This window comes from Haladaptatus sp. R4 (assembly GCF_001625445.1).
GTDB lineage: Archaea > Halobacteriota > Halobacteria > Halobacteriales > Haladaptataceae > Haladaptatus.
Genome location: NZ_LWHG01000021.1, coordinates 533000 through 555592, shown reverse-complemented (window position 1 = coordinate 555592; position 22593 = coordinate 533000). Strand labels below are relative to the sequence as shown.

The 22593-nt window shown below is 63.6% G+C and carries 22 protein-coding genes and 2 pseudogenes; 7 read left to right on the top strand and 17 right to left on the bottom strand.

Annotated elements, in window-relative coordinates; all coding sequences use genetic code 11:
• Positions 1-7: 7 nt before the first annotated feature.
• The 5 genes from A4G99_RS12355 to A4G99_RS28750 form a co-directional block, all read right to left on the bottom strand.
• Positions 8-499 (bottom strand): NUDIX hydrolase, encoded by a 492-nt coding sequence (locus A4G99_RS12355; protein WP_066143962.1) that lies wholly within the window; start codon positions 497-499, stop codon positions 8-10.
• 43 nt (positions 500-542) lie between these two features.
• Positions 543-704, bottom strand: coding sequence for a hypothetical protein (locus A4G99_RS25945; protein ID WP_190303751.1), 162 nt, complete (start codon positions 702-704; stop codon positions 543-545).
• Positions 688-2232, bottom strand: coding sequence for a PQQ-binding-like beta-propeller repeat protein (locus A4G99_RS12350; protein WP_066143960.1), 1545 nt, complete (start codon positions 2230-2232; stop codon positions 688-690). The genes A4G99_RS25945 and A4G99_RS12350 overlap by 17 nt, the downstream gene beginning before the upstream one ends.
• Positions 2233-2601: 369 nt before the next feature.
• Entirely contained in the window at positions 2602-3840 is a 1239-nt protein-coding gene (locus A4G99_RS12345) for a mandelate racemase/muconate lactonizing enzyme family protein (RefSeq protein WP_066143957.1), read from the bottom strand.
• A 50-nt stretch (positions 3841-3890) separates the two neighbouring features.
• Positions 3891-4016, bottom strand: a complete 126-nt coding sequence (locus tag A4G99_RS28750; protein WP_255359095.1) for a hypothetical protein — start codon at positions 4014-4016, stop codon at positions 3891-3893.
• 373 nt (positions 4017-4389) lie between these two features.
• Between A4G99_RS28750 and A4G99_RS12340 the strand changes: the two genes are divergently transcribed.
• Positions 4390-5490, top strand: coding sequence for a cellulase family glycosylhydrolase (locus tag A4G99_RS12340; protein WP_223301856.1), 1101 nt, complete (start codon positions 4390-4392; stop codon positions 5488-5490).
• Here the strand turns inward: A4G99_RS12340 and A4G99_RS12335 are convergent.
• Positions 5474-6313: a NosD domain-containing protein gene (locus tag A4G99_RS12335; protein ID WP_066143954.1), complete on the bottom strand. Its 840-nt coding sequence runs from the start codon at positions 6311-6313 to the stop codon at positions 5474-5476. The genes A4G99_RS12340 and A4G99_RS12335 overlap by 17 nt on opposite strands.
• 141 nt (positions 6314-6454) lie before the next feature.
• Complete coding sequence (locus tag A4G99_RS12330) at positions 6455-7312, bottom strand: dihydrodipicolinate synthase family protein (RefSeq protein WP_223301855.1); 858 nt, start codon at positions 7310-7312, stop codon at positions 6455-6457.
• Positions 7313-7449: 137 nt separating this feature from the next.
• Here A4G99_RS12330 and A4G99_RS12325 point away from each other — a divergent pair, with 137 nt between their 5' ends.
• Positions 7450-7716, top strand: a complete 267-nt coding sequence (locus A4G99_RS12325; protein WP_066143953.1) for a MoaD/ThiS family protein — start codon at positions 7450-7452, stop codon at positions 7714-7716.
• Between the two features lie 128 nt (positions 7717-7844).
• On the opposite strand, the gene A4G99_RS12320 is transcribed toward A4G99_RS12325, so the two are convergent.
• The 4 genes and pseudogenes from A4G99_RS12320 to A4G99_RS28745 all read right to left on the bottom strand — a co-directional run bounded on the left by A4G99_RS12320 (position 7845) and on the right by A4G99_RS28745 (position 11024).
• Complete coding sequence (locus A4G99_RS12320) at positions 7845-7988, bottom strand: TRASH domain-containing protein (RefSeq protein WP_066143951.1); 144 nt, start codon at positions 7986-7988, stop codon at positions 7845-7847.
• 57 nt (positions 7989-8045) lie between these two features.
• A complete protein-coding gene (locus tag A4G99_RS12315) occupies positions 8046-9278 on the bottom strand; it encodes an HAD hydrolase family protein (protein WP_066143948.1) in 1233 nt (410 codons plus the stop codon).
• A gap of 191 nt (positions 9279-9469) precedes the next feature.
• Positions 9470-10809, bottom strand: a pseudogene (locus A4G99_RS12310) (RimK/LysX family protein).
• Positions 10810-10892: 83 nt separating this feature from the next.
• Entirely contained in the window at positions 10893-11024 is a 132-nt protein-coding gene (locus A4G99_RS28745) for a hypothetical protein (RefSeq protein WP_255359094.1), read from the bottom strand.
• 146 nt (positions 11025-11170) lie between these two features.
• Between A4G99_RS28745 and A4G99_RS12305 the strand changes: the two genes are divergently transcribed.
• A complete protein-coding gene (locus A4G99_RS12305) occupies positions 11171-12550 on the top strand; it encodes a nicotinate phosphoribosyltransferase (RefSeq protein WP_066143946.1) in 1380 nt (459 codons plus the stop codon).
• Between the two features lie 121 nt (positions 12551-12671).
• Here the strand turns inward: A4G99_RS12305 and A4G99_RS12300 are convergent.
• The 3 genes and pseudogenes from A4G99_RS12300 to A4G99_RS12290 form a co-directional block, all read right to left on the bottom strand.
• Positions 12672-14182, bottom strand: a pseudogene (locus A4G99_RS12300) (trehalose-6-phosphate synthase).
• Positions 14183-14353: 171 nt separating this feature from the next.
• Positions 14354-14866 (bottom strand): gamma carbonic anhydrase family protein, encoded by a 513-nt coding sequence (locus A4G99_RS12295; RefSeq protein ID WP_066143943.1) that lies wholly within the window; start codon positions 14864-14866, stop codon positions 14354-14356.
• A gap of 42 nt (positions 14867-14908) precedes the next feature.
• Complete coding sequence (locus A4G99_RS12290; protein WP_066143941.1) at positions 14909-15769, bottom strand: NmrA/HSCARG family protein; 861 nt, start codon at positions 15767-15769, stop codon at positions 14909-14911.
• Positions 15770-15940: 171 nt separating this feature from the next.
• Between A4G99_RS12290 and A4G99_RS12285 the strand changes: the two genes are divergently transcribed.
• Genes A4G99_RS12285 through A4G99_RS12270 form a run of 4 tightly spaced genes read left to right on the top strand, consistent with a single transcriptional unit; the run spans position 15941 to position 20392 of the window.
• Complete coding sequence (locus A4G99_RS12285; RefSeq protein ID WP_066143937.1) at positions 15941-16954, top strand: AIR synthase family protein; 1014 nt, start codon at positions 15941-15943, stop codon at positions 16952-16954.
• A gap of 39 nt (positions 16955-16993) precedes the next feature.
• Positions 16994-18049: an AIR synthase family protein gene (locus tag A4G99_RS12280; RefSeq protein WP_066143935.1), complete on the top strand. Its 1056-nt coding sequence runs from the start codon at positions 16994-16996 to the stop codon at positions 18047-18049.
• Entirely contained in the window at positions 18042-19445 is a 1404-nt protein-coding gene (thiD, locus tag A4G99_RS12275) for a bifunctional hydroxymethylpyrimidine kinase/phosphomethylpyrimidine kinase (RefSeq protein WP_066143933.1), read from the top strand. The genes A4G99_RS12280 and thiD overlap by 8 nt, the downstream gene beginning before the upstream one ends.
• Complete coding sequence (locus A4G99_RS12270; RefSeq protein WP_066143930.1) at positions 19442-20392, top strand: LLM class flavin-dependent oxidoreductase; 951 nt, start codon at positions 19442-19444, stop codon at positions 20390-20392. Before thiD ends, A4G99_RS12270 begins: the two co-directional genes overlap by 4 nt.
• A 24-nt stretch (positions 20393-20416) precedes the next feature.
• On the opposite strand, the gene A4G99_RS12265 is transcribed toward A4G99_RS12270, so the two are convergent.
• From A4G99_RS12265 to A4G99_RS12255, 3 genes are all read right to left on the bottom strand, one after another.
• Positions 20417-20695: a hypothetical protein gene (locus tag A4G99_RS12265; protein WP_082837804.1), complete on the bottom strand. Its 279-nt coding sequence runs from the start codon at positions 20693-20695 to the stop codon at positions 20417-20419.
• Between the two features lie 193 nt (positions 20696-20888).
• Positions 20889-21233 carry a four-helix bundle copper-binding protein gene (locus A4G99_RS12260; RefSeq protein ID WP_066143921.1) on the bottom strand — a complete coding sequence of 115 codons (345 nt, stop codon included), beginning with the start codon at positions 21231-21233 and terminating at the stop codon, positions 20889-20891.
• A gap of 43 nt (positions 21234-21276) precedes the next feature.
• Complete coding sequence (locus A4G99_RS12255) at positions 21277-22467, bottom strand: aryl-sulfate sulfotransferase (protein ID WP_066145192.1); 1191 nt, start codon at positions 22465-22467, stop codon at positions 21277-21279.
• Positions 22468-22593 lie beyond the last annotated feature (126 nt).

Sequence of the window (22593 nt, the reverse complement as noted above, 5' to 3'; positions counted from 1 at the left end):
CTCGGATTCACAGATACCCTCGAAGCAACTCCCCGTCGTGCAGGTTCTCGGGAACCCTATCGAACCATCGCGCCGCGGAAATCCCCTCACCCGCCACGCCCAACCGGGATGCATCCGGAATCTCACCGTCCGCACGTGCCGCGTACACGACGTACTCCGCCGTGAACCACTCCTCGCCGTCTTCCGCCGCGACGTACGACTGTTTCAAAACGACCAGCGGGGCGTCGATGGTCGCGTTCAATTCCGTCTCCTCACGAACTTCCCGTCTCGCCGCCTCGACCGTCGTTTCCCCACTTTCGACACCGCCGCCGGGAAGGATCCATCCGTCCGACCACCCGTTCTTCACGAGGGCGATTCGTCCGTCGGCGTCCCGCACCCGCGCGGCGGCGGTCACCCCCGTCCCGTCGAGCGCCCACTCCCGAAGCGACTCCAGTTTCGACTCCGGAAGGTGGAGCGTCTGTCGTTCACGCGGTGCGCCGCGCGCGATTTCGTCGGACATGCCCGTCGATTCGTACTCCCCGACAAAAATCGGTCGGGAGAAATCACTCCTCGTCGCCGAACTTGGCACGGAGCGCCGCACCCAGACCGGCGATGCCGCCGACTCCGGCGAGGATGCCGAATCCGGGTTGTCCGTCCGAACTGGTCGTACTCGTCGCCGTGCTGGTATTCGTCCCGCTGCCAGCGGCGTCAGTCGTGTTCGTCATCCCCGTTCCGGGGCTTCCCTCCGTGGTCGTCCCCGTTCCGGTCGTGGTCGTTGTTCCAGTCGTGGTCGTTGTTCCAGTCGTGGATGTCGTCGTGTCGGTCGTCGAATCCCCAGTCGTCGTAGTCGCCGTATCCGTGGTGGTTCCCGTGGTTTTGGTCGTCGTCTCGTCGGTGGTCGTGGTATCCGAAGTCGTTTCCTCGGGCGTCGTAGTCGTCTCCGTGGTCGTCTCGTCGGTGGTCGTGGTATCCGTGGTCGTTTCCTCCGTCGTCGTGGTCGTCGGTTCGCCGTCGCTTCCGAGGACGTAGAAATCGCCGTACTTCGTGTATTCGTAGTCGATGGTCGACTTCATCGGGTACGTCGCGGTGTACACCTTCCCGTCGGCGACGACGGGCGAGTTGGCCGCGGGGCCGGTGTCCGCGGTATCCCACCCTCCGAACTCGTACTGCCAATCCTGTTCGCCCGACCGCCGCGTCGATGGCGAGGAGCACCGCGTTCCCCCCGTCGCCGCCGACCCGTCCACCGGCGTAAAGGGTCCCGTCGGCGACCGTCACCGCCCCGGCGAGCGTGGCGTTTGCCTCGCGTGTCCACACCGTCTCCCCGCTCTTCGCGTCGAGCGCCAGCAGCGTATCCCCTGCGTGGAAGTAGACACGTCCGTCCGCGACCGTGAGTCGATCGTGAGACCAGTAGTCCGAATAGTCGATCGACGTCGTCCACCGAACCGTCCCGTCGTCCACCGACCGCGCCGTGACGGCGTGATTCGTCTTGCCATCGTTGACGACTCCGTACACCACTCCATTGGCCACCGCTTGCAGTTCGTCGTCGTCGCCCGACGCGTCCCACAGAACGGACCCGTCACCCGTGTCGAGCGCGACTCCCGTCTCGGAGAACAGCGTTCCATCGGCGTAGCACGCGCTCCCGTTCGCGCTGTCGGTCTTCCAGATCGGGTCACCAGTTCCGGGGTCGAGTTGGGCCATGCCGTTCGCCACCTCGGCGAACAGTGTCCCGTCCACCACCATCGGATTCGAGAATCCGAGGGAGTCCTCCTTGTGCCACTTCGTCTCGCCGTTGTTGCTGTCGAGGGCGAAGAACCCGGTCGCTTCCGCGTCCTCGGAACCGTACGTTTCGAAGTAGATGGTCCCGTCGGCAAGCGTCGGCGTCCCCGGGCGCGAGATGTCGTCCTTCTTCCACACCGTCGCTCCCTCCCGTTGGTCGTAGGCGGCGACGTATCCCTCGCTGCCCGACGGGGAGTTCGTCGTCGTCACGGCCAGATATATCGTCCCGTCCGCGACGAGCGGTTCGACGGTGACCATCCCGCCGTCCAAATCGAACGTCCACTCCGTGTCCACGTTCGAGTTCGGTCCGCTATCGGTCGTCGCTCCGGTTCGCCCCGCGTTCCCCCGAAACGTCGTCCACGAACCGGCCGAGACACCGGTCTCTTTCGCCTGTACCGCGAAATCCGCGCCGACCGCGAGGGTCGCGCCGATAACGGTCGTCGCCTTGAGGAAATCACGCCGATTCGTTGCGCGCATGGAATATTCGAAAGTATGGCGTTTGGATATAGTTTTCGACCAATTTCGTGTGAAAATGGTTTCGAATGTTGGCAATTCTGGGATATGTCTCTAAGTTTGTTCGAGACCGTCCCGCTTCGAGTCGAATCGGCTTCGGCGTGTGATATCCTTCCTTCGGGAAGTATCTCATGACGGAAAAATAGCTTTCAATCGTCGACGTGCAAGCCGTCGAATGTGACCCAATGCAAACGCATTGAAAAGGTAGAATTATCGCCTTTACTACTATTCTTTTTCAGTCCTGTCGAACACGCAAATCAGAGATTTGCTGGCTCGACGAGACTCACGCCTCGTCAAACAACGTGAGTCGGAGGCTCACTGGCTCGACGAAGCTCACGCTTCGTCGAACAATTCCTCGCCCTCGACCATGTGCTCCTCGACGGCGTCGATGTCGAGCGTCAGGCCGAGACCGGGCTTCTCGGGGATCGTGATGTAGCCGTCCTCGATGACGTCCTCCTCCACGAGGTCTTCCCACCAGCCGAGCTGGTAGGAGTGGTATTCGACCGCCAGCGAGTTCGGGATGGCCGTGCCGACGTGCGCGCTCGCCATCGTCGCGATGGGCGAGGAGACGTTGTGCATGGCGACGGGGACGTAGTACTGGTTGGCGACGTCCGCGATTTTGCGGGTTTCGCGCATGCCGCCGACCTTGGGCAGGTCGGGCGCGATGATGTCCACGGCGAGGTTCTCGATGAGGCGGCGCTCCTCGGTGACGCGGTAGCGGTTCTCACCGACCGTGATGGGCGTCGAGGTGGACTTCGTGACCTCTTCCTGTACCTTGAGGTTCTCCGGCGGAACGGGGTCTTCGAGCCACCACACGTCGTAGTCCTCGATGGCTTTGGCGAGTCGTTTCGCGCTCCCGGCCGAGAAGGTCCAGTGACAGTCGAAGGCGACGTCGGCGCGGTCCTTCACGCGCTCGGTGACCGTCTCCACGATTTCGGCTTTGTGACGGATTTCGCCGGGTCGCAGGTGACGGTTCGCGCGGTCCTTTTCGAATCCGGACGGCACGTCGAGGTCGAACTTGAGCGCGTCGTAGCCCAGTTCCTCGACGACGCGCTCGGCCTCGTCGGCACACGCCTCGGGGTCGGCCTCGTCCGCGGTGTGGCAGTCACAGTAGACGCGAACCTTGTCGCGGTACTTGCCGCCGAGCAGTTGGTAGGCGGGAACGTCGAGAATCTTGCCCGCGAGGTCGTGCAGCGCGATCTCGATGCCGGAGATGGCGGTGATGGTCACGCCTTCGATGGAACCCTCGCCGGACATCTTCTGGACGAGGTGTTCGAACAGTCGGTCGATGTCGAGCGGGTTCTCGCCGATGACGAACGGCTTCATGCGCTCGATGAGTTCGGGGACACCCGCACCCCAGTAGGCTTCGCCCGTGCCGACGATTCCCGCGTCGGTGTACAGGCGGACGAGTGTCCACGGGAAGTTCCCGTCGATCATCGTCGTCTGGACGTCCGTTATCTCGATGTCGCGCTTATCGCCCCGCGAGGCCTTCGTTCCCATCGTCTCGCTGGAGAGATTGCGCATCGTGTACTCTGCGTTGGGGTCGTGCAGTGTCGCATAGTCGCGTCCCATACCCGCGGGTACTTCTTCGGTAGTAAAAGTTTACGTGGTATCGTCCGTAATTACTGGAGCACATCTACGGGGGTCTCCGCACTGATCCACGCGTGGATCGAATCCTCTGCGCGAAGTTCGTATCTCCCGCGTCGATAGTAGCCGACGACCAGCGAATCGGTCTGCTGATTGGGCATCTCGTGTATACCTTCGACCCTCCTCACCCTTACTATTGACCAGTTAACCGATTTCGTCCCCTGATAGTCCCACCGTTCCTGTCCGTTGAGATACCAATGTCGGTCCACTCTCGTTCCCAAACCCCCACCGTCTGCATGCGGTTATACAGGGGTTAATCCGGGAGTAGCGGGGGAAACACTCAGTGAGGTGACCCTATCGAAGGGACGTACTCCGATCCCCGATATCGACACGACGTTTTCGACGACGTGGCTCGCGCGGCGTTCCGACACTCGATACTCGGAAGCGGTTTTCCGTCCCATCAAACGGCCAACGACGGAAAATGTCAGACGAAAGGTTACTACTTTCAGGTGTGCGGCCGTTGTCGGCGATTTCATGACACGTCGGTGTACGAGACGGGGGTTTCTCGCCGGTGTCGCGTCCGCGGTGTCGCTTTCCGGATGCGTCGCAGACATCGGGACCCCTCCTGTGGACGTTCGGGGCGCGATGTATCTCCCCTCACGCGCGATGAATTCTTTTCAGATGTGGAACACGTACGACCGTGGGGTCACGGAGCGAGACATGGGGTTTGCCGACCGCTTGAACCTGAACGCGATTCGAACGTGGTTGAGTTACGAGGCGTGGAAACGCGACCCCGACTCGTTCGGCCGAGCGCTCGACCACTTTCTGGCGACCGCTGACGACCACGGTATCCGAGTTCTCCTCGGCGTCTTCGAAGGTGTCGGGCGTCCGCCGGTCCCGAAGAACCTCTACGACACCGACCCGTGGACGGGCACGTCGGTTTGGTCGCCCGGAAAGCACGTCATGCGAAATCCCGGCCAGTGGGACGAACCGAAGCGCTTCGCAGAGTGGGTGACGAACCGCTACCGCGACGACGAGCGACTGCTCGCCATCGAGGTGATGAACGAACCCGGCTGGCGGCCGTGGAAGAAGCGGTTCGCGCGCGCCATGTTCGACTACGTCCGCGAGCGACGTGGCGACGTCCCGCTGACGATCGGCGCGACGAGCTTTGCGAACGCCACCGATTACTACGACTGGGGGATCGACGTGATCCAGTTTCACTACAACTACCCGAACACGACGGACATCTATCGTGGCGTCCTCCGACAGGCGAACGAACTCCGCAACAGCATCAACATGCCCGTCTGGCTGACCGAGTGGCAACGCATCGCGAATTTCGGCTGGGGTCAAAAGGAGGTCTCCGTGGCCCAGCGCGGCCCGGATTACGCCTCGCTCGCCCCCGTCATCCGGAACTCGGGCGTCGGCAACTTCTTCTGGTCGCTCATGCTCAAACCCGCCTACATGCTGAGCCAGCGCAAACGTGGCATCCTCAACGGCGTCTTCCACGAGGACGGCGCGGTCTGGAGCACGGAGGACGCGAGCGCGCTCAAATCGATGTCTGGCGACGGCACGTTTCACGGAACCGAACGCAAGGAGTGGCCGGATTGGGCGAAGGAAGTCATCCGGAGGGCGTGAGTCCGGCGTAGGCCAACACGTCCGCTTGGTCGAAGTTACCGTCGCCGTCAAAATCCAGGGCCGACCGCTGTCGTGCTGGCACGTGTGCGAGGCCACTCGTCTCCGCGGCGGCGATGATCGGGAACGCAACCGCGTCCGAGACGCCCGTCTTTCCGTTTCCGGTCAGGTCCTCGTATCGTCCGTCCTTGTCGGGGTCGAGCGGCGGGCCGACGTTCAGTTGATACCCGAATCCGTGCACCAGTACCACCGGCGCGTAGATGTCGATGGCGCGATTGTGATGAATCCGGTTGTCGAGCAGCCTATCGTCCCACGAATCGTCGAGCGTGACGCCGCGGAGGTCGCCCCTCACGGTGTTGTTCACCAATCGAGTGTCTGACCCCGTCACGCCGATTCCGATGGCGTTGTTCACGGCGACGAGGTCGCGCATCCTCACGTCCGAGGCGTCCTCCACGTACATCCCGCGATTCCAATCCTGCGTTCGGAGATTTCGAACCGTCACGTTCGACGCCCCATCGACGTGGACGCCGCTGGTGTCGCTGACACCGTATCCGTCGAGGGTGTGTCCCTCGCCGTCGAGAACCACGTCGTTCGCGCGGATTTCGATACAGCCGGTCGAGATGGCGGTCTTCCCGTTGTGGACGTCGCGCGTCAGCACGTAGGTTCCCGGTTTCGTGATCTTCGTACAGGAATCGACGGTCGTGGCCGTTTGCGGTGTCGGCGTGGATGCGGCGGACGCAGTGGATGCGGCAGGCAGTCCGCCGTAGCTGGCACTGACGATGCAGAGGAGAACCAACCCGACGGCGAGAACGCGCGACTGAGGCATGATTCCACGCACGACGGCCCCCCTGTTATACGCTCTCCCGGTAAGGGCGGCCTACTCGTGGAAATCAGTGTTTAAAAGGGGGAAATCAGAGCACGCCGAGCGCGCGAAGGTCCGATTCGAGCGTCGCGCGGTCGGCGTCGTTCATCTTCCGAAGCGGGCTCCGGAGCGGCCGGGGGAGAAGTCCACGTCGAGCAGGTCGAGCGTCGTCTTCACACCGGCCATGTACGACCCGCCCTTCAGCGCGCTCCGAATCGCGTACACCTCGCTTTGGAGTTCGCGGGCGCGTTCCTCGTCGCCCTCGTCGTAGGCGTCGTAGAGGGAAACGATCAGTTCGGGGAAGGCGTTCGCCACTGCGCTCACCGTTCCGGTACAGCCGAGTTGGAGTCCGGGCAGAATCAGGGAGTCCGACCCCGAGAGGAACGTGAGGTCCGGGTTGTCGTCGATGGCCTGTCCGAGCCACGGAACGTCCTTGCTCGAATCCTTGAGTCCGGCGAGGTTCGGAATCTCGGCGAGGTCCGCGAGCGTGTCGAGCGACAGCGAGTTGCCGGTCTTGCTCGGGATGTGGTAGATGTACACCGGCAGGTCCACGGCCTCGCAGACGCGGCGGTAGTGTTCGAGTGCGCCGTCGTGGTCGAGCGGGTAGTAGTACGGCGTGATGACGACGAGTCCGTCCGCGCCGACCGACTCGGCGTGTTCCGCGTTCTGGATGGTTTCGTACGTGCTCGGCGCACCGACGCCCGCGATGACGGGAACGTCGTCCACCGCATCGACGACCGCTTCGACGACGCCGCGCTTTTCCTCGCCGGTCAGGAGCGGGAACTCGCCGTTCGTCCCGAGCGGGAAGACGCCGTGTGCGCCGCCCTCGACGACGTATTGAGCGTGGGCCGCCGTGGCTTCGTAGTTCACCGACTCGTCCTCGTGAAACGCCGTAATCGTGGGCGGAACGACGCCGTGCAGCGAAAGCGGGTCGTCCGTCCCCGGTTCTGGTGCGTGCGACATACTCGGACGCTTGTCCTCCGACCTGATAAGCGATTTCGTCTCGGCAGGGTTCTTTTCCGGAAACGAGTAAAATTCACCCGAGAGCTGTTTTTCGAGACTGAGTAAACTTTTTGTTGCAGGGGGGACAATGTGTGAGTATGAACGTCACAGTTAAGCTTACCGGACCGATGGTGGCGCGCACCGGGACTCGTGACGCACGTGTGGCAGTCCCCGACGAGGCAACCGTCGCGGACGTCGTCGACAAACTCGGCGAGCGTTACGGCCCGCAGGTCCGCGCCGGAATCATGGACGGACTCGGCCTCCGCTCGGACACCTGCCTCTTCCGGGAGTCCGACCACGAACCGCTCTCGGTCCGCAGTCCCGTCGAACCGGGCGAAACCGTCCGCGTACAGGTTCACGCCTGACGACGGTTCCCACGACCTCTACCTCGGTTCCTTCCGTTCGAACGAACGGACCTTTCCCTCGATTTTCACACCCTTCAGTCGCTACGCTCTACTTCCCTCGCTTCTTCGTGACGAAATAGTGCGCGATATCAGACGTATCCGCCTGGCGCTTCCTCGAACTGCGTTCGATGGTCGGCCGAGCAGAACCGATACTGTCGGCCGAGATGGCGCGCCACGAACTCCGTCTCCCGATCAACGTATAGTTCCGTACCACACACTGGGCATTCTTCCATGTTCGGTACTTCGAACGCCTACCGAAAACGCGCTGTGCTTGCACCCGCAAGCGTCGGCTATCCCAGTCTCGCCAGACGGTTCAACGCGTACACCGTCCGGAGCACGTCGCCCGCCTTCCCGCGGTCGAAGACGAGTTCGTCCGTCTGAATGACGTGGTTCAACACGTCGCGCGAGGCGTGTTCCGGCGCGGCACCGATGCCGCAGTCGTTCTCGTCGACCCACTGCATCACGCGGAGGTCGCTCTTGCTGTCGCCCATCACGAGGGTGAACGGTTCGTCCACGCCGAGGACGTCCAACGCGGCCTCCACGCCGACCACCTTGTTCAACTCCCGACTGCCGATTTCGGCGGCGTCACCCTCGTAGTACGCCACGTCGATTCTGTCGAAGGTGTCCCGCACGTCCGCCGGAATCTCCGAAACGTCCGCCTCGGGCATCCCGTTCGCCGCTTCGAGGACACCGCGGATTTCGGGGTCGCTGTCGGCGTAGTACGCTCGCGCCCACTCGCTGCCGTCTTCACCATCCCCGACCACCGTCTCGCCGAGCAAGTCGATTTGATAGACGAGCGCGCGGTCGATGACTTCGACCGCCCGCGAACTCCCCGTCTCGAAGTTCGGCTTCATCGTGATGTTGAACTCGTTGCCCTGCAGGTGGGTGCACCGCCGGAGTTCGTCGGGTGCCGAGGAGAGCACCTCCGAGCGTACCGTGTCGAAGACGGTTCGAATCTCGTCGTCCAACTCCTCGAACAGCAGTCGCTTCGTCTCCGCGCCGTGGCCGGGTGTAAACACGCCAGTTCCCGCCTCGTAGACGATGCTCAGAGTTCCAGAGTGAACGATTTCGTTGCCGAGTCCCTGTATGGCGAACCCCTTCACGTTCTCCAGCGTCTGGCCCGTACAGACGACGATGGGAACGCCCTTCTCGTGGAATTCGGTGAGCAGATTCAGGGTTTCGCGCGGAATCTCGTTGTCCGTCCCGCCCGCCGACCGCAGCGTCTCGTCCACGTCCAACACGAGCGCGTTCACCGACCGGCCGTACTTGGAGTAGAGGTCGAGCGCGGTGAACGCCTGGTCGCGGGTCGCGTGGGCCGCCACGTCCGCGTAGGTTTCGCCCGCGTCGAACCCGTCCCGAACCTCGTCCTTTCGCCGTTCCAGTTCGTCGCTCGCCGACTGCCAGTGCTCCAGCGCGACGCGGGAGTCGACCGGCGGGAACACATCCACGAAGTCCTGATACGCTCGAAGGGTCTTCGCGTCGAATTCGTCGTAGAGCCGATAGAGAGCATCGTACCGTTCCATACTGGATGTGGGTCTCATTCCGGGATAAAGGTCGGGGCAGGTGGCAGATAGTGTCGGATCGAGTATTCGACCGCAACCACGGTTCCGATACGGTAGAATTCGGCCTACGAGATGGTAACTTCGAATATCGCTCTCCCGTTCCCCCACGCCGATAAAAATCGATAGCATCTCCGCACCGGTGCTCGCGTCGCTCACTCCTCGACGGTACCGCCCTCCGTCTCGTCCACTCGCTTGCTGATGTCCACTTGGTAGTGTTCGAGGATGTCGCGGCCCAGCAGGACGGGGTTGTTCATGTGGCTCCTGTCCTCGACGTTCGCGGAAACCGTGTAGTGGTTTCCGGCGATGCCGACGACCACGTCCACGACCGGTCGGGTTCGGCTCGATTTCGAGCTTCCGGAGCGCACCCGCGAGATTCGCCGAATCGGTCCCGCGCCCACGTCGGCCGCGATTCCGGTGTCGATACTGGTTCGGCTCGCGCCCGTGTCGGACTTGGCGACGACGGTGCGCGACCCCGTCGTCCCGCTGACGACGACCTCGGTGGTGTAGCCGATGGTGGGCTGGTCCGACAGTCGTTGGCTACCCGTCGCCGGTTTGCAGTCGGGAACCGAATCGTCGAGCGTCGTCGTCAGTTCCGTAACGCGGCCCTCCTCGACGCCCCCGCCGCCCGCTTCGATGGCGCGCGTGCGATGTGCGGTGCCGGACTGTGGCCCGTGGCTCGGAAGAACCCTTTGAACCCCGCCGTCGGGTTGACTTCGAGCACGTACCACTCGTCCTCGTCCCGGATGAGGTCTACCCCAGCGTAGTCCAGCCCGAGGGCGTGGGCCGAATCGAGGGCGATTTGGACGATTTCGTCCGTGAGGACGTCCCCTGCCGCCGTCACGTCGCCGCCGAGCGCGACGTTCGTCCGCCACTCCTCGTCCGGGGCCGACCGGATCATCCCGCCGAGGACGGAATCCCCGACCACGTAGACGCGCAGGTCGCTGTGCGGGCCGTCGCCGTCCTGTTCGATGAGCTGTTGGATGAACGCCTGTCGCTTCCCGACCCGTGAACTGATGGGCGTGTTCAAATTCACCTTCCACGTTCCACCGCCGTGGGTCCCGATGGCGGTTTTGTACACCGCCTCGGTCCCGTACGTCTTGCCGATCTCGTTGAGCCGATCCGTGGAGAGCGCGAAGATAGCGTCGGGAACCGAAATCCCCTTGTCCGCCAACCGAACGGCCGCCGAGAACTTGTGAGTGGCCTGTAGGACCGACATCGGCGGGTTCAGCATCGGCACGAGGCTTTCGTACAGGTTCGCAAGCCCGAGGAGTTCCTCGGGGTTCTCCGTCTTCGACAACAACAACCGATTCGCGATGACGTCCACGTCCGGTTCGAGCACGATACGACCGTCCCGTATCTCGATGGACGTGTTCTCCCGCCGGAGCCAGACCGGATCGTGGCCCAACGCTTCGACGGCGTTCAAAATAGCCTTCGTCTCCTTGCTGTTGTGGAGACTGAGTACTCCCACTGACACTGCTTTTTCTCCCGGCATCAGTTTGCCATTCGCTAACGTATTGCAAAACAGTTATTGCTCTTTCGCTAATATTTCTCCCCCGTATCCCGTCCAACTATCGGCTATCGAATCTTGTCGAAGACCGTGCTCTGACAGCGGCCGCACTGTCGAGGGTTGCGCCAGTACTTCTTCCCGCACGAGTGGCATTTCCAGTTCGGCGTGAGGAAATCGGGTTTGAGCGATTCCAGGTTCATGGGACGAAGTAGGGTCCCGACGAATAAACGCGTCTCGCCGGGGTCCCTCGAACCCGAACTGTCCCTCGATTCGAGTTCGTGCCGTTTTCCGATTCGAACCCGAACCGTCCCCCAACTATTACTGTGGCGGCGTCGTCTCGGCGTCTATGACTGGGGGGAACCAACCAGCGAAGCGGTTCGGCTACATCACGCCCGAAAATTTGGGGCTGTTCACCGACCTCTACGAGTTGACGATGTTGCAGGGGTATCACGCCGCGGGCCACAACCCGCGGGCGACGTTCAGCCTCTTCTTCCGCAAACTGCCATCGGATAGGGGGTACGTCCTCGCGGCCGGACTCGAACAGGCGATGGCCTACATCGACTCCATCTCGTTCGGGGAGCGAGCAATCTCGTATCTCGCCGGTCGCGGGTTCGACGATGACTTCCTCTCCCGACTCGCGGAGTTCGAGTTCACCGGCACCGTGCGGGCGCTCCCGGAGGGGACGCCCGTGTTCCCGAACGAACCCATCGTGGAGGTGACCGCGCCCATCTTCGAAGCCCAACTGTTCGAGACCCTGCTGTTGAATCAGGTCGGCTTTCAGAGCCTCGTGGCGACCAAAGCCGCCCGGATGCGCGAAGCGGTCGAACGGCACGGTGACGGCCAATCGCTCGTGGATTTCGGTGCCCGACGCGCCCACGGCACCGACGCCGGGATGAAAGCCGCCCGCGCCGCGGCAATCGGCGGCTTCGACGGAACCTCGCTCGTCTCCGCAGGGGAGGCGTTTTCCCTCCCGGTGTACGGGACGATGGCCCACTCGTGGGTCCAGAGTTTCGAGAGCGAGCGCGACGCCTTCGAGACGTTCCTCGATCAGTATCACGAGGACACGATTCTGTTGGTGGATACCTACGACACCGTCGAAGGGGCGAAGTTGGCGATGGAACTGACCGACGAGCACGACGCCGAGGTCGGCGTGCGACTCGACTCCGGCGACCTCGTTTCCCTCTCGAAGGAGGTCGCCGAAATCGTCGGCGACCGACCGATTTTCGTCTCCTCCAGCATGGACGAGTACAAGATCGCCGACTTCCTGCGCGAGGGCGGCGTGGCGACCGGGTTCGGTCCCGGTACCGCACTGACGACGAGCGGGGATGCCCCGTCGCTCGACCTCGTCTACAAACTCACCGAAATCGAACGCGACGGCGAGATGCACCCGAGCATGAAGTTGTCGTCGGGGAAAGTCACCTACCCCGGAGCAAAGAGCGTCCGCAGAGTCGAGGAGGACGACGACGGTACCTACGAAAAGGACGTGCTCGCACTCCGTGGCGAGGACGCGCCCGGCGAGGACCAACTGGTGTTCGTCTACGAGGACGGGGAGCGCGCCGCCGACTCCTCCGAACTCGGCGCGATAGCCGAACGAGCGGGAAGACGACGGCGATGCCTCCCGGACGACTGTCGCGACCTCCGTGCGCCGGGTTCCTACCCCGTCGAAATCAGCGACGGCCTCCGTCAGCTAACCGAGGATTGCCGGGCCGACCTGCTGGACCGATGAGATATGCGACGTCGAACTCGTAGCGGCATCCGAGCAGACCGCTACGGAGTGCGGCGGAAGCGGACCGCCACGAAATCGAAATACGGAGGACGCCGATACGCGGACGCCGACCCGCCTCCGCTCATTCGTCCGTGTAGTCCGTTCCCGATCCAGTTTTATCGCGCTGACCCGTCGTCTGCTTTCGACTCAAAACCTCGCTCGCACTCTGCAGCACGCTGTTCTTCCACGCTTCGATGTCGTTTTCCTCCACCGACGCTCGTAGCGGCGCCATTCGGTTCGCTCGCTCCGATTCGTCCATCTCCAAGGCTTCCTCGATGCTATCCGCGAACGCTTCGGTGTCGTTCGGGTGGACGGTTATCGCCCACTCGCCGAGCGCCTCGTGTGCGCCGACGAGTTCGCTGAGGACCAACACTCCCGGGTCGTCGACCTGTGAGGCGACGAACTCCTTCGCGACGAGGTTCATCCCGTCGCGGAGCGAACTCACGAGAACCATGTCCGATTCCCGATAGAGCGCGGCCAGCGCGGCCGGTGAGAGGTGGTCGTCGATGTAGACGATCGGTTGCCACGTCGCCGTCCCGAAGCGGTCGTTGATCCGTTCGACTTCGCTCGTCACGTTCTCCTTGACGCGCTGATAGTCGTCGATCTGACTTCGACTCTCGCTCGCCTTCTGGACGTACGTGAACGTCTCGCGCCGCTCGGGATACTTCTCCCAGAGCCGTTCGAGTGCGGCGAGGCGTTGCTCGATTCCCTTCGTGTAGTCGAGTCGGTCAACCCCGACGGCCAACCGGTCGGCGTCGAGCGCGTACGTTTCGCGGAGCGATTCCCACGCGTCGTCGGCCTCCGACGACTCCGCGAGTTGTCGCCGTTCCGCGGCGTCGATACCGAGCGGGAAGGATGCGACCTGAATCGTTCTCCCTTCGTAGCGAACCCACCCCGTTTCGTGATCCACCTCGGCGTCGAACGTCCGTTCGACGCAGTCGAGGAAGTGCTCGCAGTAGCGGTCGGTGTGGAAGCCGAGCAGGTCGTTCGCCAGCAGTCCGTCGAGCAGTTCCTCGTACTCCGGACAGCTTCGAAACACGTCCCACGACGGCCACGGGATGTGCCAGAACTGCATGCAGAACGCGTCGGGACACTCCTCCCGAATCCGTCGTGGGGCGAGCGCGAAGTGATAATCCTGAAACCAGATCACCGCCTCCGACGGTCCACCTGCTCCCGTATCGCGTCCGCGAAGCGTTCGTTGGTGTCCCGATAGTGCTCCCAGAACTCCGGCTTCGGCGTCATCTTGGCCGTATCGGAGTGACACAACGGCCAGAGTACCTGATTGCTGTAACCGTAGTAGTAGTTCTGTACCTGTTCGTCCGTGAGCGAGACCCGCTTCAGGTCGTACGAGGGAGACTCCGGCGGAACCCGGACACAGCCGTTCTCGTCGCTCATCTCGTCGTCGCCGTCGCCGCTCCCCCACGCGACCCACGTTCCCCCGGTGTTCGCCATCATGGGATCGAGCGCGGACGTGAGGCCGCCGGTCGGTCGAACGACTCGAATTTCTCCGTCCACCCGCTCGTGGACGTACGGTTCCCTGTTCGACACCAGGACCAATTCGCGGTTTCCGAACTGAAGAGCGGTATCAGACATCGTGTCTTCCCTCCCTGCGTCGGCGGCAAATCCTTCAGCAGTCTCGTTCATTAGTTTTGTCGCTCATCACGCATATTCGGGTGTCGAACCAATCACTGCACGGGTTGCGTTTGCAAGTTTCTTTATTAGGCTCTGACCCCCCGTATCGACCCGATTCACCCCGTATCGATCCTACTCGAACAGTCCTTCGTGGCGCTCGGCGAGTCCCGTATACTCGCCCGACGAGTACGATTCGAAGATGTCCGCCGCGTCGATGGTCGTCTCCGAGAGCGGCGTCACCTGCGCGGGAACCCCCCGAACGAACGATTCCGGCGGGATGTCCGCCTCTTCGAGCGTGACGGTCCCTGCGGCGACGATGCTCCGCTCGCCGACGTGGACGTCCGTGTTTATCGTCGCGTTAAATCCGACGAGGGACCCGTCGCCGATCGTCGCTTCGTTCAGCACCGCGCCGTGACCGACCATCACTCGGTCACCGACGGTCGACGCGTGGAGCACCGCGTTGTCCCCGATGTGCGACTCCCGGCCGATTCGAACCGGTGCCGCATCACCGCGTAGCACCGCACCGGGCCAGACGCTGGCGTCGGCACCGACCGTCACGTCCCCGACCAACGTTGCCTCCCGGCAAACGTGGGCCTCCTCGTGTATCGACGGCTCACCCCCTTCGAACTCGTACGTTCGAACCATACACCTGACACGACGTTCGACCCCAAAGCTCTGGCGGGGAGACTAGCCTTCCGATCCGCTCCACTCGTGTTCGTCCAGATACTCCTCGAACAGCGTGAACCGTCCGTCGTGAGACGACCGCAACTCGGCGAGGTCGATGGGTGCATCCCCGCGGTTGAACCAGCGGTACATGGCCGCATAGTCCTCTCCCGCCCGCTTTTCGAAGGCGTCGATCGGAACGTGATCGGCGGTCACGTCGATTCCGATACTCTTCGACAGCCGAACCGCCATCGCCGACAACGTGAGTTCGTCACCCGCGAGGTCGATTTCCCGCTCGACGTAGTTCGTTCGCTTCTCGAAGGCCTCCGCGACGACTGCGCCGATGTCGTCCACGTCCACCATGTACAACGGCGTGCGCGGTTCGAGTGCCATCGAAAGCGTCTCGTTCATGATGTCGTCGCGCATGCCTTCCAAGTTCTGCATGAAGAACACGGGCCGGACGACCGTCAACGGCAGATCGAGATCCGACAGTCGGCGCTCGATGGTCGCTTTCGTGTCGAAGAACGGAACGCCCGACCCCTCGTTCGCACCCCACACCGAACTGAACACGAAGTGATCGACGCCGTGGTCGGCGGCGACTTCCCCGAGGTTCGTCCCCTGTTCGACTTCGGCGTCCAATCCGGCGACCGACGTGGTGACGCCGTACACGCCGTCCACATCGTGCACGGCGTCCACGAGCGACTCCTTCTCCCCGAGGTCTCCCTCCACGACGACCGCACCCCGTTCGTCGAGTTCTCGGGCAGCGTCGCTTCCCCCGTCCCTGGTCAGGGCGTGGACTTCGACGCCGCGTTCCAGGAGGTGGCGCGCGACGGCCCCACCCTGTCGCCCAGTCGCTCCCGCCACGAGTACGCGTTCCGGTGGCATAACGGACGGAAAACGCCACGAATTTGCTTAGTCGTTGTCGCCGTCGCGGGTACCCTCGCTCTGATTCCCCGACTGCTACAGCAACCTCGAAATCCTCCGCTCGCGGCAAATCCCGTAATCCCTGATCCCACGAATCAGCACGGATTTGTGCGCGGCGAAACGACTCATCGTATGACCGACATCGGGAAGATCGACCGCGATTTCTTCGACGAACACGTCTACCCCTATCTCGGCGCGGAGCGCGAGGACGAACTCCTCGGGCCGAAACACGGCGTGGACTTTGGCGTCATCGATATCGGCGACCACGTCGTCGCGCTCGCCACGGACCCGCTCTCGCTGCTCCCGGAACTCGGCTTCGAGAAGGCCGGATGGTTCGCGTTCCACGTCGTGATGAGCGACGTGGCGGTGAGCGGCCTGCAACCGAGCCACCTCGCGGTGGAGTTCAACCTCCCGCCGGAGATCACGGACGAGGAGTTCGCTGCGGTCTGGAAGACCTTCGACCGCGAGGCGAAAAAGCTGGACGTCAGCATCGTCACGGGCCACACCGCCCGCTATTCGGGGTGTCAGTATCCGTGGGTCGGCGGCGCGACGACGTTGGCCGTCGGAAAGAAGGAAAACCTCGTCCGCCCGGACGGCGCGAGACCGGGCGACCGCGTGTTGGTGACGAAGGGACCGGGCGTGGAGACGGCGGGCTTTCTGGTGACGCTGTTCGAGGACCGGATCGACCTGCCGGCAGACGATATCGAGGACGCCAAGGACCGGTTCTACGACATGAGTCCGGTCGAGGACGCGCTGGTCGCGGCCGATGCGGGCGGCGTGACGGCCATGCACGACGCGACGGAGTGCGGGATTCACGGTGCGCTGGTCGAGATGGCGCGCTCGGCGGGCGTCCGCTTCGACGTGCGCCACGACGACGTGCCGGTTCTGCCGGGCGTGCTGGAAGCCTGCGAGTTTTTCGACATCGACCCGTGGGCGTCCACGACCGAGGGGACGCTCGTCCTGACGGTCGAAGCCGACGCCGCCGAAACCGTCCTCGCCGCGTTCGACGACGCGGATATTCCGGCGGCCGAAATGGGGAAGGTGAGCGAGGGCGATGGCGTCTACGTTGATGGCGACCGAATCGAGCATCCCGATGTAGACCCCTCGTTGCAGGTGTTCGCCGAGTTGTCGGCCGACCGGGAGTGAACACCACCGCTAAATACAACCAAGTAATACCCCGACGTGATGACCGATCTCGGCAAAGTAGACAGCGAGTTCTTCGAGGAGTACATCTTCCCGCACCTCGGTGCGGAGCGCGACGACGTGACGCTGGGGCCACAGCACGGCGTCGATTTCGGTGTCATCGAGCTTGGCTCGATGGCCAGTCAGACGGAGTCTGACTCTGTTATGGAGGTCGGCGACGTAGCAATCGCCACCGCGACCGACCCCATCTACATCATGCCCTCGCTCGGCTTCGAGCGGGCGGCGTGGTTCGCGTTCCACATCCTGATGAGCGACGTGGCGGTGAGCGGCCTGCAACCCACCCATCTCGCGGTGGATTTCAATCTCCCGCCGGAGATCACGGACGAGGAGTTCGCCACGATTTGGCGGACGTTCGACCGGGAGGCGAAAAAGCTGGACGTCAGCGTCGTCACGGGTCACACTGCCAGATACGCGGGTTGTAACTACCCGATGGTCGGCGGGGCCACCGCGATGGCCGTCGGCGACCCGGACGACGTGGTCCGACCGAACGGCGCGCGTCCCGGCGACCGCGTCCTACTCACGAAAGGTCCGGCGGTCGAGGCGACCGGCCTCCTGAGCAACCAGTTCGAGGACCTGATGGACCTTCCGGAGGAGACCGTCGAGCAGGCGAAAGACCGGTTCTACGACATGAGTCCGGTCGAGGACGCACGGATCGCTGCGGAAGCGGGCGACGTGTCGGCCATGCACGACGCGACGGAGGGCGGCGTGCACGGCGCGTTGACCGAGATGGCGGCCGCGAGCGGGGTCCACCTCGACGTACGCCACGACGACGTGCCGGTTCTGCCGGGCGTGCTGGAAGCCTGCGAGTTCTTCGACATCGACCCGTGGGCGTCCATCAGCGAGGGGACGCTGTTGCTGGCCGTCGCGCCGGAGGACGCCGACGGCGTCCTCGGCGCACTCTCCGACGCCGGGATTCCGGCGGGCGACATCGGCGAGGTTCGGGACGGCACCGGCGTCACGGTGGACGGTGAGGAAATCGAGCATCCGGAGGTAGACCCGTTCTGGGGTGCCTTCGAGGAGTTCATGGAACATGAGTAGAGAACCAGCACCGGTCTCTCTCCCCGTCGCGCTGACCATCGCCGGAAGCGACTCCGGCGGCGGCGCGGGGATTCAGGCCGACCTGAAGACGATGGAAGCGCACGGCGTGTTCGGCACCAGCGCCATCGCGAGCGTTACGGCACAGAACACCCGCGGCGTCGAGGGCTTTACCACGCTCCCGGTCGAGGATGTCGAAGCCCAGTGTGAGGCCGTCCTCTCGGATTTTGACGTTCGGGCGGTCAAGACCGGTATGCTCGCGGAAGCCCCGGTCATTCGGAGCGTCGCGGAGCAGGTCGCGGACCTGGAAATCCCGGTCGTCGTGGACCCCGTGATGGTCGCGGCGTCGGGCGACCGACTGCTCGACCCGGCGGGCGAAGAAGCCTACGAGGACCTGTTCACCCACGCGACCCTCGTCACGCCCAACACGGACGAGGCCGAAGTCCTGACGGGCATCGAGCTAACGGACGACGAGAGCGCCGAGTCCGCAGGAACCGCGCTCCGCGAGATGGGTGCGGACGCCGCGCTCGTGAAGGGCGGTCACGTCCCCGGCGAGACGGTTCGGGACGTGCTCGTCACGGCCGACGGCATCGAAGTCTTCGAACATCCGCGCATCGACACAAACGCGACTCACGGGTCGGGATGCACGCTCGCCAGCGCCATCACCGCCCGACTCGCGCTGGGGGACGACCTTCGAACGGCGGTCGGCGGCGCGACGGCGTTCATGGAGCGCGCAGTCCGCTACGCCGTCGACGTCGGCGAGGGACCGGGTGCCGTTCACCACCTCGTCGAACTCCGGAACCGGGCGGCGCGGAACGACACGGCCGAGGCGGTCGAAGGCGTCGTTCAGTCGTTCGTCGAACGGGACGTGAGCGCCCTCGTCCCGGAGGTCGGGATGAACGTCGTCGGGGCGACGCCGTACGCCGAGGCGGTGGACGAAACCGCCGCCGTCGAGGGGCGAATCACACGAACCATGACCGGCGTGAAACCGAACCGCGGCGTGCGATTTTGCGCGTCGAGCCACGTCGCCCGGTTCCTGCTCTCGGCGCGGGAGAACGACCCCAGCCTGCGGTTTGCGGTCAATTGTCGATTCGATGGCGATGTCGGGGCGGCGCTCTCGACGCTCAGCGGCGAGGTCGCGGAGTTCGACCGCGCGGCGGAACCGGAGGACGTGAAGACCGAGGAGGGGAGCACGATGGGTTGGGGTGCTCGACAGGCGTTCGAGTCGGCGAGCGGAACGCCCGTCGCGATAATCGACCGCGGGGAGGTCGGCAAGGAAGCCATCGTGAAACTGCTCGCGGCGGACGCCGAGGAACTCCAGCGACGGACGCTGGCACTCCTCTCCGCGCTGGAGGCGCGGGAACCGGACGAGGAAGACGAGGAGGGGGCATCACCATGAACACCGACGTCGGCATCATCCTGCCCCAGTACGGCCACGAGTACGGGACGATTCGGGACGTGGCTCACGACGCCGAGGAGTGCGGGTTCGATGGCCTGTGGCTCGAAGACCACTTCCAGTCGTGGATCGGCGACATCGAGCAGGACACCTACGAACCGTGGACGACGCTCGCGGCGCTCGCGGAGGCGACCGACGACATTCGACTCGGAACGCTGGTGGACTGTCAGGCCTACCGCCACCCGTCGCTGCTTGCGAAGATGGCGGCGACCGTGGACCGCGTGAGCGACGGCCGCCTCGACCTCGGTTTGGGCGCGGGCTGGTTCCGGGACGAGTTCGAGCGCTTCGGCTACGAGTTCCGCGAACCGCCCGCGGCCCGCATCGAGCGACTGCGCGAGACTGTCGAGGTTCTCCACGGCCTCTGGACGAACGAGCGGTTCTCCCACCACGGCGAGCAGTTCGATCTGGAGGAGGCGTTCTGCCGCCCGGAACCGGTGCAGGAGCCCCACCCTCCCATCTGGATCGGTGGTGCTGGGGAGCAGTTCACGCTCCGGTACACGGCCGAACTCGCCGACGGATGGAACTACGGCACCCTCGACCCCGAGGGATTCGCGGAAAAGCTGGCCGTGCTGCGGGAGCACTGCGAGTCCGAGGAACGGTACGAGGACATCACGAAATCCGCGGAACTGTTCGCGTTCGTCGCCGACTCGCGAGAAGAGGCCGAGGCGAAGCGCGAGTGTTTCGCCGAGCGCCATTTGAACGGTGACCCGAGCGAACCGCGGGAGTTCTTCCTCGCGGGCTATCTGGAGACGGCGCTGGTCGGGACGCCGAACGAGGTTCGAGCGGAACTGGAGCGCTACGAGGACGTGGGTATCGAGACGTTCATGCTGAGCGTGCCGGATGCCCCGGAAGACGATAGTTTGGAACTGCTCGCCGACGTGCGTGACTGAACCGACGGAAATCCGTCGGTTCAGTCAATCTTCGTGGTAGTTCATCGTCGTTATCTTCCCTGTTTTCGTGATCGTGTATCTGGTGAACGAGCGGCGGTCTCCCTCGACAACCGGTAATTTGACGGTCGTGTTGGCGCGCTCGCCGTTCGTCTTCAGCCGGAACGAATACCGACCACTGTGGTTGATGACCGAGACGGTTCGTGATGAATTCGGTGCGACACGAACGGTGTTCGTGGACACCCGCTTACCCCCCGACATGACTACCAACACGGCGTCGTGAGGAACGGTATCCTCGTTTGTCATCACAATATGGTGGTTCGGCGTGCCGTTTTCGAACAACGTACATCCGGCCAATACAGGAGCAGTTAGCACTAAGAGAACGATAACATAGTTGCGAGAACCGTCGAGGGAAGGCATACGAAACAAATAATCAAACTTATGTAAATGTCTTCTGTTCGATATAAATTGGGCAGTTCGAAGGGAAATCAGCCGTTCGTTACGCCATCATGTTCCGACAGCTCTCCGCACAGTCCTCCAGCACGTCGGCACAGAGCTGACAGTGGTCGTGGTCGTGCCGCGAGCACTCCTCGGCACACTCCTCGCAGGCACCCGCGCAGGCTTCCGCGAGTTCGCTGTCGAAGTTCGAATCGCGGGCCATGAACCGGGCGTGCATGGTCGCCAGGTCGGCCACGTCACGACAGAGCCGGATGCATTTGGCCATGCCTTCGCCTTTTTCCGCACACTGATCGGCACACCACTCGCAGGCCTGTGCGGCGGCGAAACAGTCGTCGATACACTCGTCCTTCTCGGCGTCGAGGTGGTCTATCTGGGTGAGCGCCATGGTGGAAACCGACGAGGGAATCGTCGGTGGTAATTCTGGTTGCTCACGCAACGGACTTTTTCGACCCGCGGACGAACAGCCAGAGTCCGACGAGGAACGTCACGAGCGCGACGCCGCCGACGGCGACGTGCCACCCGGCGACCCAGTAGGGAAGCGAAACGACGTGCCGGGCGCTGTCGAGCAGGTAGCCGAAGACGGGAAGCTTCGTCGCCGACGGACCGATGTCGGCGCTCGAATTCACGGGCGGCCCGGCGGGATATTCGCCGGGGTAACGGTCGGCCTCGTACGGAAGCGAGTTGATGCGCGCGCTCCACACCAGTTTTCCGGACCGATTCAACTCGACGACGCGGTTGTTTCGGCTGTCGGTGATGAGCGTGTGGCCGTTCGGCAAACGGTCCGCATCGCGCGGCCAGTCGAAGCCGAGGCCGCCCGCGCCGTGCACCTGCCATGCGACTCCCCACGTTCCGTTTCGGCGGTGGAGTTCGACCACCCGGTCGTTCTCGCTGTCCGCGACGAGGACGGCGTTTTTCGAGAGGTATTGGGGATTGTGCTGTTTGTTCAGCAGTCGCCAATCCCCGTTCTCGTTGATCACGTTCACGACGCCCTTCCCGCGCTGGAGGACGACGAGTTCGTTCGCGTTCCGCACGCTGACGAGATACCGTCCCGGCCCGATACGGTCCACGTCGTTGATGTGGAGCCAGTCGGTTCGCGTGGGGTCGGACGGCGGGTCGTACCGCTCGCTCGCGTTCCACTGCCACGTGACCGTTCCGTTCGGCGCGACCGTGAACACCCGTTCCTTGTCCATGTCCGCGACCAGCAGTTCGCCCGACGGAAGCAACTCGGCGTCGTGAACCTCGCTGTTCAATCCCGAGCGGACCGGAAACGTCCACTGGTAGACGACGTGCGGCGACGGGTTCGGGTCGATGACCCGCACGCCGGTCCGAGCGCAGGGTGATTCGTAGGGTCCGCAGCGCCGATACCCGTCGTCGATGAACGACGCGAGGACCGTTCCGTTCGGAAGCCACGACACGTCGTGATAGCCGTTCGCGTGGCCGTACTGCCACACCTCTTTGCCATCCGAATCGAGCATCACGACCTTCCCGTCGGTCGAGGTCGATTGGACACCGACGACGGTTCGGCCGGACAAATCGGACGACGGAGCGTTCGAAATCGGCGGCGCGACGGCGGCGCTGACGACGAGCGTGAGGACGAACCCGACGACGGCGACCCCCATCAGCGTCGCGCCGAGTCGACGTGCGGAAACGGCGGAGACCACGTGAGGAAGGGACGACGACCCGAAGCGACAAAATCGTACCGACGTTTTGTAGGGACCGAATCCACACCGTTTTAGTCGCCGTCC

Coding starts and splice junctions, on each gene's coding strand:
- A4G99_RS12255 (WP_066145192.1), bottom strand. CDS start 22,467: ATGGGGGTCGCCGTCGTCGGGTTCGTCCTCACGCTCGTCGTCAGCGCC.
- thiD (WP_066143933.1), top strand. CDS start 18,042: ATGAGTAGAGAACCAGCACCGGTCTCTCTCCCCGTCGCGCTGACCATC.
- A4G99_RS12325 (WP_066143953.1), top strand. CDS start 7,450: ATGAACGTCACAGTTAAGCTTACCGGACCGATGGTGGCGCGCACCGGG.
- A4G99_RS28750 (WP_255359095.1), bottom strand. CDS start 4,016: ATGCCCAATCAGCAGACCGATTCGCTGGTCGTCGGCTACTATCGACGC.
- A4G99_RS12330 (WP_223301855.1), bottom strand. CDS start 7,312: ATGTCGCACGCACCAGAACCGGGGACGGACGACCCGCTTTCGCTGCAC.
- A4G99_RS12280 (WP_066143935.1), top strand. CDS start 16,994: ATGACCGATCTCGGCAAAGTAGACAGCGAGTTCTTCGAGGAGTACATC.
- A4G99_RS12270 (WP_066143930.1), top strand. CDS start 19,442: ATGAACACCGACGTCGGCATCATCCTGCCCCAGTACGGCCACGAGTAC.
- A4G99_RS12305 (WP_066143946.1), top strand. CDS start 11,171: ATGACTGGGGGGAACCAACCAGCGAAGCGGTTCGGCTACATCACGCCC.
- A4G99_RS28745 (WP_255359094.1), bottom strand. CDS start 11,024: ATGAACCTGGAATCGCTCAAACCCGATTTCCTCACGCCGAACTGGAAA.
- A4G99_RS12320 (WP_066143951.1), bottom strand. CDS start 7,988: ATGGAAGAATGCCCAGTGTGTGGTACGGAACTATACGTTGATCGGGAG.
- A4G99_RS12260 (WP_066143921.1), bottom strand. CDS start 21,233: ATGGCGCTCACCCAGATAGACCACCTCGACGCCGAGAAGGACGAGTGT.
- A4G99_RS12340 (WP_223301856.1), top strand. CDS start 4,390: ATGACACGTCGGTGTACGAGACGGGGGTTTCTCGCCGGTGTCGCGTCC.
- A4G99_RS12315 (WP_066143948.1), bottom strand. CDS start 9,278: ATGGAACGGTACGATGCTCTCTATCGGCTCTACGACGAATTCGACGCG.
- A4G99_RS12295 (WP_066143943.1), bottom strand. CDS start 14,866: ATGGTTCGAACGTACGAGTTCGAAGGGGGTGAGCCGTCGATACACGAG.
- A4G99_RS12355 (WP_066143962.1), bottom strand. CDS start 499: ATGTCCGACGAAATCGCGCGCGGCGCACCGCGTGAACGACAGACGCTC.
- A4G99_RS12285 (WP_066143937.1), top strand. CDS start 15,941: ATGACCGACATCGGGAAGATCGACCGCGATTTCTTCGACGAACACGTC.
- A4G99_RS12335 (WP_066143954.1), bottom strand. CDS start 6,313: ATGCCTCAGTCGCGCGTTCTCGCCGTCGGGTTGGTTCTCCTCTGCATC.
- A4G99_RS12265 (WP_082837804.1), bottom strand. CDS start 20,695: ATGACAAACGAGGATACCGTTCCTCACGACGCCGTGTTGGTAGTCATG.
- A4G99_RS25945 (WP_190303751.1), bottom strand. CDS start 704: ATGACGAACACGACTGACGCCGCTGGCAGCGGGACGAATACCAGCACG.
- A4G99_RS12290 (WP_066143941.1), bottom strand. CDS start 15,769: ATGCCACCGGAACGCGTACTCGTGGCGGGAGCGACTGGGCGACAGGGT.
- A4G99_RS12345 (WP_066143957.1), bottom strand. CDS start 3,840: ATGGGACGCGACTATGCGACACTGCACGACCCCAACGCAGAGTACACG.
- A4G99_RS12350 (WP_066143960.1), bottom strand. CDS start 2,232: ATGCGCGCAACGAATCGGCGTGATTTCCTCAAGGCGACGACCGTTATC.